General features: G+C 40.7%; 9 protein-coding genes. 5 read left to right on the top strand and 4 right to left on the bottom strand.

The genetic code is table 11. The annotated features are described in order from the left end of the window. Positions 1-44: 44 nt before the first annotated feature. Positions 45-758 carry a dethiobiotin synthase gene (gene bioD, locus VB836_RS24160; protein WP_323223290.1) on the top strand — a complete coding sequence of 238 codons (714 nt, stop codon included), beginning with the start codon at positions 45-47 and terminating at the stop codon, positions 756-758. 293 nt (positions 759-1,051) lie between these two features. Here bioD and recJ read toward each other — a convergent pair whose 3' ends face one another. From recJ to VB836_RS24145, 3 genes are all read right to left on the bottom strand, one after another. After that, the gene (recJ, locus tag VB836_RS24155; RefSeq protein ID WP_323223288.1) at positions 1,052-3,466 is read right to left on the bottom strand and encodes a single-stranded-DNA-specific exonuclease RecJ; all 2,415 of its coding nucleotides are present in this window, start codon (positions 3,464-3,466) and stop codon (positions 1,052-1,054) included. Between the two features lie 38 nt (positions 3,467-3,504). Then, positions 3,505-4,311, bottom strand: coding sequence for a PD-(D/E)XK nuclease family protein (locus VB836_RS24150; RefSeq protein ID WP_323223287.1), 807 nt, complete (start codon positions 4,309-4,311; stop codon positions 3,505-3,507). A 207-nt stretch (positions 4,312-4,518) separates the two neighbouring features. After that, positions 4,519-4,800 carry a hypothetical protein gene (locus tag VB836_RS24145; protein WP_046280218.1) on the bottom strand — a complete coding sequence of 94 codons (282 nt, stop codon included), beginning with the start codon at positions 4,798-4,800 and terminating at the stop codon, positions 4,519-4,521. Between the two features lie 428 nt (positions 4,801-5,228). Here VB836_RS24145 and VB836_RS24140 point away from each other — a divergent pair, with 428 nt between their 5' ends. Then, complete coding sequence (locus tag VB836_RS24140; protein ID WP_046280219.1) at positions 5,229-5,522, top strand: small RNA NsiR4-regulated ssr1528 family protein; 294 nt, start codon at positions 5,229-5,231, stop codon at positions 5,520-5,522. 76 nt (positions 5,523-5,598) lie between these two features. Here VB836_RS24140 and VB836_RS24135 read toward each other — a convergent pair whose 3' ends face one another. Further along, positions 5,599-6,030, bottom strand: a complete 432-nt coding sequence (locus VB836_RS24135) for an ArsC/Spx/MgsR family protein (RefSeq protein WP_323223284.1) — start codon at positions 6,028-6,030, stop codon at positions 5,599-5,601. Between the two features lie 920 nt (positions 6,031-6,950). Here VB836_RS24135 and VB836_RS24130 point away from each other — a divergent pair. The 3 genes from VB836_RS24130 (at position 6,951) to VB836_RS24120 (ending at position 11,546) form a co-directional block, all read left to right on the top strand. Continuing rightward, positions 6,951-8,297 (top strand): AAA-like domain-containing protein, encoded by a 1,347-nt coding sequence (locus VB836_RS24130; RefSeq protein ID WP_323223281.1) that lies wholly within the window; start codon positions 6,951-6,953, stop codon positions 8,295-8,297. 91 nt (positions 8,298-8,388) lie between these two features. Next, on the top strand, positions 8,389-9,972 hold the full coding sequence (locus VB836_RS24125) for a S8 family serine peptidase (RefSeq protein ID WP_323223279.1): 1,584 nt from the start codon (positions 8,389-8,391) through the stop codon (positions 9,970-9,972). A gap of 176 nt (positions 9,973-10,148) precedes the next feature. Next, complete coding sequence (locus VB836_RS24120) at positions 10,149-11,546, top strand: hypothetical protein (protein WP_323223277.1); 1,398 nt, start codon at positions 10,149-10,151, stop codon at positions 11,544-11,546. Positions 11,547-11,578: the final 32 nt, after the last annotated feature.

The raw sequence follows: 11,578 nt of genomic DNA, 5'->3' as shown, positions 1-11,578 counted from the left end.
CAAATCTCAAGTTTTTTGATTAATTAGCCCTCAAACCCATCATTATGATCAACTCTCTTCTGATTTCTGGAACCGATACCGATGCGGGAAAAACGGTATTGACAACCGCTTTAATTGCTTACTGGAAAAAATATTGTTCATCTCACCGTTTAGGGGTAATGAAGCCTTTACAATCGGGTGTAGGCGATCGCGAATTGTATTCTCAACTTTTTTCCCTCGAACAATCACTGGAAGAAATCACACCTCTTTATTTTCAAGCCCCTTTAGCCCCTCCCATTGCGGCGGAACAAGAAGGGCGAAAAGTTGAACTCGAAAAGGTTTGGGCGGCGTTTTGTAATCTTCAACAACAGCGAGATTTTGTGATTATTGAAGGTGTGGGAGGTTTAGGTTCTCCGATTACTTATGAATTGATTGTGGCAGATTTAGCCCGAGATTGGCGTTTACCGACGGTTTTAGTCGTTCCCGTGAGATTAGGGGCGATCGCTCAAGCCGTTTCTAATGTTGCTTTAGCTAGAAGAATGGGGGTTAATATTAGAGGTATTATCCTCAATTGTGGGCAACCTTGTCAAGAACAAGATATTGAAAATTGGAGTCCCATTCATTTGATTGAATCGTTAACTCAAATTCCCGTTTTAGGAATTTTACCTTATCTCGAAAACCCGCGAGATATCAATCAACTCGCTCAAGTTGCGAGTCATCTAAAACTTGAACAAATATTACCGATTTTAACTTTAAAACCCTCTGTCGCTCTTTCTTGAAATTATAACTCCTTTGGCGTTAAGTTATTAAAACTTTTGCCACTCCCACAAAATTAATGGGTTTGACACACCCGACGGTTTGGGGTCTGTCAAAGATCGTAATATAATATGATATCCGGTTGATTAATTCTGTTATGGGGTGGGGCGGGTTTATCTCAATCTCGAAGTAGTAGTAAAGATATTGGCAGAACCCGCCCCTACGGTCATTTATTTTTTGGCTGGGGAATGAGTCATCCCTTTCCTCAGAAACAAAAATTGCATAATTTTCGGTAAAATTACTGATATTACATCGATCACCAGTCTGCAAGTGAAGCTTCCTCTGAGATAGCATGAGTGAGGGTTTGATGAGCGATCGCTTGAATGGTGGACAGAGGAACTTCACAGAAATACTGGCGGCGAAATCTTTCTTCTTGAATAGCCGCAAAAAATTTATCAATAAAATCTGAGAATTTTGCTAATTTTTCCGCTTCAGTTGTTTCTTGATTTTCGGCTTGACTCATATAAAATTCGCGATTATGATGTTCGATTTTAAATCCTAATTGTCTTAAACTCTCAAAACCCCACATCAACGTTGGATCACCAATGGTTAACATTTTATGCAATTTTTTTCGGGTGACTGATTCTCCGGTTCGACTTAAATATTTGGCAATTCCGATCAGTTTTTCCCAAATTTCTAGCGGTGAAATAGCAGGTTCAGTCTGATAAGCCAGAATTAACTGATGTTCGGGATGAATTAAACGCCTAAACCACACCCGCAAATCATCCCAACTCGTCGGACAATCTTCTATGATTAAAGGCTTTCTATCCTCAAAAACTTCCGCTTCCCAGAGATTTTGATTGCCATTTCGCCAGTCAATAATATAATCAATTCTCCGAGAAACAGGCTTTAAATTTGCATTTTCAACGGGACGAACCTCTAATAAACGCACCTCATAACGTTTTTTAAACATATTATAATCGAGTTCAACCACCGCATCACATCGCCCTGGGGGAACTTCGTCTTTGTAGTGACCCCACCAAACACCGGGAAATCCTATTTCTACAGATTCATCCCACAGTTCAAAGGTGGTTTTAATATAAGAAATCTTCTGACCTTTAAAATCTTTTTCATTTTGATGCCAGGGATTGTTAAACCAACAATTTTCTATTAAAATATGAGGAACAGGATTTCCCATCCCACAAGGTTCTAACAGTTTCAACTCTTGAAATAAATCGACTCCCAATTCCGACACTGTACAAACTAAATCGATTTGGATAATTGGTTCTAATCCCCCACCGGGAATCTGTTCAATTTGTTCTCGCAGTTGACGGTTAATCGCCTCTGTAAACATCGGAATATTTTCCACAGGTATACTTAACCCAGCCGCAAACGGATGACCGCCAAACCGATGTAATAAATGCGCCTGACCTCGGACTAATTCATACAAATCTATTTGATTAACGGATCGCGCCGAACCTCTGGCTAAGGGTTGATTGTTGTCTTCTTTTCCTTCAATATCCGTACTTAATAAAATAGTCGGTCGTCCATATTCTTGCGCCACTTGACCCGCGACTAACCCCAAAACTCCAATCGGCCATTGAGGATCAGTTAACACAATCACACAAGTGGTTGATAAGTCTAATTGACTGAGTTTTTTCGTTACATCTTTTGTCACTTCTCGTTGCAGTGACTTGCGGCGAGTATTGGCTAATTCAGTTTCTAAAGCCAATTGATCACAGCGTTTTTCATCTCGACTGGTGAGTAATTCCACACAAAAACTCGCGTCTCCTTGAATGCGACTCACCGCGTTAATTCGAGGGCCTAAACCAAAGGAAATATCCGTCGGACGATCGCCTGTCCGTTTACACAAATTCAATAATTTTGCCACACCCGGACGAGTCGAAGTTGTTTGTTGTTGTTTGAGTTTTTCGATTCCCCGTTGGGCGAGATAACGACAATCTCCGGTAAGCTGAACTAAATCCGCAATTAACCCAATTGCCACTAAATCTAACAAATCTTCTAGGGGACGTTCGGGAATATCTGGTAAAGTTTTGTAGAGGGCTTCGACTAATTTATAAGCCACCGCTACCCCAGAGAGATGATACATCGGATGCTGCGGGGGCAAATTGCGGGGATTAATAATCGAAACAACAGGCGGACGTGTCGGCGGCAAGGTATGATGATCGGTGACAATCACATCAATTCCTAACTGTTTGGCGTATTTAATTTCAGTAATATTGGTACTGCCTGTATCGCAAGTCACAATCACTTTTACACCCCGTTGGGCTAATGTTTCAATCCCCGAAATATTCAGGCCGTGAGAGTCTGTTAAACGATTGGGAATGTAGTAACATAAATAGGCTGATGCGTCTTCTGTTGTTTCTGCTATACTTCCAATTTGGTTGAAAAACTGACCTAATCCATCCCATAATACAGATGTTGCAGTAATTCCATCGGCGTCAAAATCTCCCCAAATCGCGATCGCTTCATCGCAGTTGCGGGCAATCACTAATCGATTTACTGCCCATTTCATCTCTAATCCAAACTCAAAAGGATTTGCAGGTTTGTAGAGGTTTGCATCGAGAAATACTGCTAATTGTTCGGGGGTTTGAATACCACGAGACAGGAGTAACTGGGCGGCAAAACGTCCATCAACCTGGGGGGCATGATGACGAATTGCAGGAATTATCCAGTCGGGAATCTCAACAGTCGGCTGAATTTGCCACATTTGAATTTAAGATTTTGGAGAGAAAATATCTTTGAGATTTAGATGGGAATTTCTTCTATTTTAGCGAGATTTGGCAGTTTGTTAACGTTGAATTCCCAAAAATGATCATCCGTTTCCTGAATTCGCTGACAACGCAAGGCAAAAGAACAAGATTTACACTCTCCTTTTGAAAGGTTAACTTGAGGAAAGGGTTCTGCTTGTTCGTAGCGTTGGAGATTATAATCAAGTTGGGTGATCAGTTGGCTGAGATCCTGTTGGGTTTGTTGATGCTGTTGACTATTGTAGGATAATTTGATAAATTCCGGTTCGGAATTTTCGTTTCCTTTGACAAACCAATAGGTCATCGAAACTTGTTCGGGTAAATAATCGCTCGTTTCCACTAAAAGATAGGGATAAAGCCTCGTTTGCCAATTTTTGATCAGATGACCATAATTTTGAGGACGAGGATAGGTTTTCCAATCAATAATTTGAGCGGTTTTATTGTCGGCGATTAATAGATCATAAACCCCGATCAGCAGATGATCTTGAAAGTTGAGAATGCGTTGATGTTCCGCTTCTCGAAAAGTTTGAACGTCAGGATTAAAATTAAAATTAGAATTAAAAATCTCAGGGGCGGCTTGAATTAATGCAGTTAAATTGTCACCGAGTGAGGGATCTTCAGCTACTAAACTTTCTATGGGTAAGCCTAATTCTCGCTGCTGCATTAACAGGTGAAAGCGGTTTCCCCATGCAAGTCTTTCTTCTTGTTCGGGGGAAAGCGGGGAAATCAGTTGCTCTAAGTAGGTGTATTGAAACCGACGCGGACAAGTGGATAATGTATTGAGTTGTTGCTGCGAGAGTTTCATGTTCCATCCTAAATTTTAGCGATTTTAATCTGAATCTTATTTGTCCCTTGTGTTAATTGTAATCTGGCAGGTGTCATTTGTGAAGCGATCGCCAAATTGAAGTTAATTTTTTTCAGCAAAAACTTACAGCTAGTGACGACATCATTCTATTAGACTCTGTTTGAACTAGAATTTATTCGTCACTCAATGATATTTTTATCGTCGTAGTTAATTGTGACCATAGGGATCACGACAGCCCGTATACACCACTTGCAGTTCTTCTCCCGCTTCATCCGCTAAACGTTGCTCTCGTTGAAGAATCTGTCTAGTAAAGCGTCTAGCACCTGCAAGTGTTGTTGCTCCTGCGCTATCGAGTACCCAAGCATTATCACCATTTTTGTACTTAAAATAACAGACGATATCTTGTTGGGTGACTCGAACAGCTTGGGCGGGTAAACTTAGGTTCAATCCCACAAAAGCCAATGTAATACAACCGATTAACTTTCTCATGGTGTTTTTCCTCAAAGGATTAACTTCTTTTAATTACATCATCATACATTAACCTTAAGTTAACCTGAGAATTGACTTAATTTTTTTGAGAGATTTAAGTTTTTATTTCTTTTGATAAAAAGTAGTGATAATGACTTATTTCTTTGGATGGATTTAATTAACATTACGTTATTCATTCGAGACGGGGCAATCAAGAACTTGAATCAAAATTAAACGAAAGAGCCAAAAAATACGACTCAGTATATGTTTATACGAACGATCAGCAAACTCGACTGCTAGTATAGAAACAATCCAGCAATACCGAGCGTAATATTCCACGTAGCTCACCCCCAAGGTGGGCTTTTAATCTGACTGGGGAACTTGTCTGATAAAATAAACTTGGTAAAATTCGGACTCAAGCTTGAGTTTTCTTGAATAGGTCTCCTAAAATGAAATCAGATACTCCAAGTACCCAAGGCGCAGATGCAGTCGATCAAGCGATCGCAGAGGGAATTGATTTAGACGGAACTCCCATTCCTCAAGATAAATTAGATCTCTACAATAAAGTGATGGCTTTAGAAGCTGGACGACAGCGCAGTGGTGTATCGAATTCAATGCGATCGCGTATTGTCCGCATCGGTGCGAAACATATTCCCCAAGAAGAACTCAATCAAATGTTAGCTGATGCGAAGTTTGAACCGCTCAAACCCAAAGAAATCGCGTTTTATTATGGTGGGAAATAGCAACAGAAACAGTCTGAAATAATTGAGGGCGCAAACTAAAGCGCCCAAAAAATTCTCAATCTCACCGAGTTGAAATTTAATCTGCGGAAGTCTTACAAGGCGTTTCAGCGTGAGAACGGGGACAAGTTTCTAAGTCTTCAGCAATAGAACTGGTAGGATTTAAACCAATCCAAGCTGCAATACTATCTTGATCAAAACCGACTCGATAAATCTCTCCCACTTGAATTAAAGGACGACGAATTAACAGAGGATCGGCTATCATTAAATTTAAGGCGGTTTCTGCATCTACTTGACCTGGATCAACTTCACCGGATTTAATCCGAGGTGCGCTGCGATTAAACCAGTCTGTTACAGGTAAGTCGCCGAAAAAAGGACGTAATTTTTCGGGAGTCCAAGACTCAGTTAATAGGCTGCGAGCATCTAAATTGTGGCCGGCGGCTTGTAGCAAGGCTTTTTGCTTCGTATTATTTTTACATCCCGGTTTTTCATAGAAGACAACATTAGCCATAATTCCAACTCCTGGCATTTATTTGTACTCTACAATTTGTTCTTTCCCTCAACTATCAAATTCGATACAGATTCAGCTTTATCCCAACATCGGCTCTGAAAATAACTAACTTTGGATGTTGACAAATTGCAGAATCTATGTATATTAATTCCTGAGCAAAGGAAATTTGATTTTCAAAATATTTTTGCAGCAACAGTAGGTAAAGCGGAGGGAAAAGAGATTTCGCTTAGATCCCATTCACTGGAGTTGAACGATTAGCCTCAAGTGCTAGAAGTGACTTCCCGAGTAGATTTTAGGATGTTTTAATATCGGATCTACAAACGGCATTGGATGTGATTTGATAATGTTATCTTATGAAATTGAGCAAAAGACTAACTTTATGTATTGTCGATGGATGTTGCTCTTGTCATATTGGTAGGGTGACTGGTTTTGTTGAGGTGAACTGGCTAAGGTGATAATTTTCACGCCGCCAGTTCCATTTCTGAAAATCATCAGCTTAACTTTTAAAACCCTACACAATCTACTGGTGAGAAAAGCTCGAACTTAGAGTTCATAACCTCCATTAACACTTGAGATTTTGAGCATCAATCCATCTTCAGCAATAAAACTTAAGGACTGAGAAAAGCGTCAACTGCTCTATTTCCAAGGAATCCTAATAGATCAAAGACTTTGATCAAGCTGGAAAACATGGATGAAAATACCTAATTCTTTCTATTAAATGCTATAGGATCTCCCAATCACCGATAATAAAAGTGCAGTAACAACAAAACCCTGTTCAACAAAATTGCGATCTATAACGATCACCTGAGTCGTCCCGTATAAGATTGAGTATATTCAGATTATGGTAGCCAAAAATTAAAATATCTAGAGGATGCGGCTATACTGGGTGAATAAGAAAACCATAGAGTTTATTCTGGGGAATGGGTGTTAAGGAAATTGTAGAACTAGCCGATACCTTGGTAAGTATTCGGACAGGGAGTTCTTTGAGCTATATCCACAAAACTATCCTAACGGAATCGTTGCAGGATATCAAAAAGACCTACGATCAAATAGCGGTGGAAAATGGTTATTCTCCAAGCTACCTCAAAAATGGAGCCGCTCCCAAGTTATGGCATCTGCTGTCAGAAGTTATCGGTGAAAAGGTCAATAAAATCAACTGTCGCCTTTTACTCGAAAAACAACTGCTCAATTCAGGAAGTATTAATGGGAAAAAGTTTGTAGAAATCTCGGATGCGCTAAAAGTAGAATCTCCCGAAGGACAAGTTCCCCTCGCTTCTGAATTTTACATCGAGCGATCGCCAATTGAATCTAGCTGTTATCAAGAAATTCACAAGCCTCGCTCCCTAACCGTCATCAAAGCACCTCGCAAAATGGGTAAAACCTCGCTAATGGTGAGAATGCTTGCTAAAGCAAGAGGAGAAGGATGTAAAACTGTACAGCTCAGTCTAAACCAAGCAGAAAGCAAAGTCTTCACCTCAACCGAAAAGTTTTTGCGCTGGTTGTGCGCTAACACCGCCCGACAACTAGAATTAGATCCACAACTTGATGAATATTGGGATGAAGACATGGGAGCATTAGTCAGTTGTACCCTCTATTTTCAGGGTTATTTGCTCCAAAAAATCAACAGTCCGATCATCCTGGCTATCGATGAAGTCAATCAACTTTTTGATTATCCCTCACTCACCCGAGATGTATTTGCGCTATTGCGCTCATGGCATGAAGAAACCCGAGATATTAATGAGTGGCAAAAACTGCGTTTACTTCTGATAAACTCAAGAGAAGTCTATATTCCTCTCGAACTGAATAAATCTCCCTTTAACATCGGTTACTACTCCGTTGAGTTACCGCCTTTTAACAGCGAACAAGTGCTAGATCTGGCTCTGCGTCATCGACTCCATCTATCGGCTTCAGTTTTGTCGCAATTGATGGATCTGCTGGGGGGATTTCCTTATCTCGTCAGACTGGCTTTCTATCAAAGTGTCCGTTGTCAAATCGATGTCCAAACATTACTAGAAACGGCAACCCATGATACAGGAATTTATCACCATCATCTGCATAGTCAAGCCTGGTGTATTCAACAACATCCTGATTTAGCGATCGCCTATCAAAAAGTTCTCACCGCCCAAACTCCCATTCAACTCGATCAAGTACAAGCCTTTAAACTGAAGAGTATGGGGCTAGTTCATCTAGATGGTGATCAAGCAACCGTTAGCTGTGAACTCTATCGACAGTATTTTAAATCCTTATCAGCAGGATCTTGGCGTTGATTTTAATATTAACCAACAGCTTTGCATAAGTTCCCCACCGCCAGAGATAAGAACAGATAGAAGTTTATGGCGGTTGGAAACGCTTACTAAGATGTTTGACTCTCAAACAGATTTTTCAGGATTGTATCTCTATGACATCACGGGCGCTGAGAACCTTGATGGCTTTGTTTCCTCAATGTCTCAATTCCCCACTCTAGAAAGCCTTGAACCTGTTATTATTCCTGAGTTTTTGGGCGATCATCGCTCCGACTACCCACAAACTCACCCCAGCGTTGATTTACTCACAGGTGAACAATTATCATCGATCAGTTCCAGCCTGAGCAATGAACTTATATTTCCCGACACGCCACTAATTTCTAATGATAGTTTAATAACGGCTCAAGATTTGGGTGTATTAGAAGGAACTCAAATCATTAATGATTCAGTCGGAACGTTTGATCTAGATGACTATTATCGCCTTCAACTCAACAGTCCTAAAGATCTGACGCTTTCTTTGGATGGTTTAATCGCTGATGCTGATTTAAAACTGATTGCCGATTACAACAGTAATGGTATTGTTGATTATGGTGAGGTGATTAACTCTTTTATTCAAAGCGGTAGCCTCCCCGAGAATATTTCAGCAAATTTACCGCCCGGAACCTACTATGTTAACGTTCAACAATACAGTGGTGATACGCCCTATACTCTGACTCTCTCTACAACTGAGCCAGTCCCCGGTTTTAATTCAGTCGATGGCTATGGTTTAGTTAATGCTGCTGCTGCGGTTAGTCGGGGAATTGGTTCTCCTGTTCCCTTTGCAGATGTTCTCGATACGAATTATCCTTGGGAACTCAACGCCACTAACGTTCCTGAAGTTTGGACTCAAGGTTTTACAGGTGAAGGCGTTGTTGTAGCGGTGCTTGATACAGGCGTTGACTACACTCACCCCGATCTTGATAGTAGAATCTGGCAAAATATTGATGAAATTCCGGGTAATGGTCTTGATGATGATCGCAATGGTTATACAGATGATATCATCGGTTGGGATTTTTTGAACAATAATGGCTTTCCGATGGACTTTGATGGTCACGGGACTCATGTCGCTGGAATTGTTGCTGCTGAAGCCAATGAATTTGGCATGACTGGAGTTGCTCCGAATGCTCAAATTATGCCGATACGAGTAACAATGACTGTTGATCAGCTTGGAATTGATAGTATTGCCTCTGGGATTTACTATGCGGTGAATAACGGTGCAGACGTGATTAATATGAGTCTGGGTTATTATGATTATTACAATGACTTGACACCACTCCAACAAGCCGTTCAGTTTGCAACAGAGAATGGAGTTGTTGTGGTATCATCGGCTGGAAACGATTATTGGTTTTCCCCTAAATACCCGGCAGGGTACGCAACAGACTGGGGAATTGCAGTAGGCGCTTCTAATATTAACAATCAGTTTGCAGATTTCTCTAATCAGGCAGGGTGGATACCGCTCGATTACGTTGTGGCTCCTGGTGTAGAGGTCTATTCTACGATACCTTACAACAGTTATAGCCTGGCAGATGGAACTTCGATGGCTGCACCTCATGTGGCGGGTGTAGCGGCGTTGATGCTGAGTGCGAACCCCAATTTAACGGTTGGGGAAGTCGAGCAAATATTGACACAGACGGCGAATCCTGATGTTTTGATTGCCTAAATCCGATCAGCTTGTTAAACTCTGAGGCAGAGTGCATAGGCTGAGTGTGCCTAGAAATAGGTATTAGTAGAGGGGAATACCCCAGTACAACACTCACAAAGCAAAGCAGATGAAATAATTGATCAAGGAATGAGTCTGTTGATCGTTCACTATCGCCAACTAAAACTTGAATCTCAATGGCTACTGCGTCAAAATACTGGAAATTAGTCAAACTCGAAAGTTCGGGACAGAGAAAAATCTCTGAAATCCCCTCGGCTAAGTCATTTTTTCAGTCAGTATTTCCAGAGTGGGCGACTCGCACAGACATCTCAGATGTTGAAATTCAGCAAAAATTGACTCAATGGTATCGGGAACCCGAAACGCTTCCTCATCCCAATTTGAATTCAATCAATGCTCAACTCTGTCTTTTGTGTTATATTTCTTGGCAAATCGAGCAAGTCTGCTTGAACCTCGAAGCCAAATATAGGGATGAATACGGCGTTAGTTGTAGTGATTTGCTGCCTTTGGTTCTCGATGAAGCCGGAGAAATAAACCGCAAAAACACAGCTTATCAGTCCTTAGCCCGACAAATTCTCGAAAGTTTTGACCCCCAACAAAGTAGTTTAGCCACCTGGACCAATCGACGAGTTAAATTCCATCCAGAATTGAACGCATTTTTGCTGGAACGGGGAATTTATATGATCAGTAATTGGGCGATTTTGAACGATACTCGACCCAAACAACTTGAACGAATTTTGTCTGAGGTTTATCAATTGACTCCTTTAGAAGTTCAACGCAGTAGTCACATTTTATCAAGTTATCACAGTGTCTATCGCAGTCAACGGCTTCAACAACGCCAAACTGGATTTAAAAGGCTATGTCAACCTCCAACTTCTGAACAATATGAACAAATGGCTGACTTCCTAAAAACTCAATTGAATCTCTCGATTTCCGCGAAGATTGTCGCTCAAAGCCTCCAAGAAATTGCAACTCAATTAAGAGATTATCGGATTTATGTTCGAGGGGGTCAATTCCCGATTAAGCCGATAGAACTTGATGAAAAGATAGATCAATTGATTGACATAAAGCCGACCGAAAAAGATGACAATCAAGAGGAGTTTTTAGAGCAGTACCGTCAGCAGTTGATGTCCTGTTTAGATGCAACAATTGTACAGGTGACTGAGCAAAGATGCAAGCAATTTAAGCGGAAAAGTCAGGAAAAGTCAGAACAATTTTTAAAAGCGTTGAGTCTATTTCATTGTCGAGGAGAGTCGATGGGAGAAATTGCCAAAAAACTCGGACTGAAAGCCCAATATCAGGTCACTCGTTTGTTAAACTTAAAGGAGTTTAGAGCCGATGTTAGACAACAATTATTAATTCAGTTACGCGATCGCATTCTTGAGTTTGCTAAAAACTATACTGATACTCAACGTTTGAAAAATCTAGATAAAAAAGTTGAAGAAGCACTCGATGAACAGATTAATCAGATTATTCAAGAAGCCGAATCAGAATCTCATAATTCTCAAGATAATTCCACAAAAAGTCTGTTTTCTCAGCGACTTTGTAAGCAGCTCGATTGTCAGTTTAACTGTTAAAGGAATTCACCTTATAACTCTATGCTATTTAA

The organism is Limnoraphis robusta BA-68 BA1 (genome assembly GCF_034932365.1).
In the GTDB taxonomy this organism is placed as follows: Bacteria; Cyanobacteriota; Cyanobacteriia; order Cyanobacteriales; family Microcoleaceae; genus Capilliphycus; species Capilliphycus robustus.
The sequence above is the reverse complement of the archived record's forward strand: the minus strand, read 5'-3'. Positions and strand labels throughout refer to the sequence as shown.

Excerpts from the sequence above, each read along its gene's own strand:
- bioD (WP_323223290.1), top strand. The coding sequence starts at position 45 with ATGATCAACTCTCTTCTGATTTCTGGAACCGATACCGATGCGGGAAAA.
- recJ (WP_323223288.1), bottom strand. The coding sequence starts at position 3,466 with ATGTGGCAAATTCAGCCGACTGTTGAGATTCCCGACTGGATAATTCCT.
- VB836_RS24150 (WP_323223287.1), bottom strand. The coding sequence starts at position 4,311 with ATGAAACTCTCGCAGCAACAACTCAATACATTATCCACTTGTCCGCGT.
- VB836_RS24145 (WP_046280218.1), bottom strand. The coding sequence starts at position 4,800 with ATGAGAAAGTTAATCGGTTGTATTACATTGGCTTTTGTGGGATTGAAC.
- VB836_RS24140 (WP_046280219.1), top strand. The coding sequence starts at position 5,229 with ATGAAATCAGATACTCCAAGTACCCAAGGCGCAGATGCAGTCGATCAA.
- VB836_RS24135 (WP_323223284.1), bottom strand. The coding sequence starts at position 6,030 with ATGGCTAATGTTGTCTTCTATGAAAAACCGGGATGTAAAAATAATACG.
- VB836_RS24130 (WP_323223281.1), top strand. The coding sequence starts at position 6,951 with ATGGGTGTTAAGGAAATTGTAGAACTAGCCGATACCTTGGTAAGTATT.
- VB836_RS24125 (WP_323223279.1), top strand. The coding sequence starts at position 8,389 with ATGTTTGACTCTCAAACAGATTTTTCAGGATTGTATCTCTATGACATC.
- VB836_RS24120 (WP_323223277.1), top strand. The coding sequence starts at position 10,149 with ATGGCTACTGCGTCAAAATACTGGAAATTAGTCAAACTCGAAAGTTCG.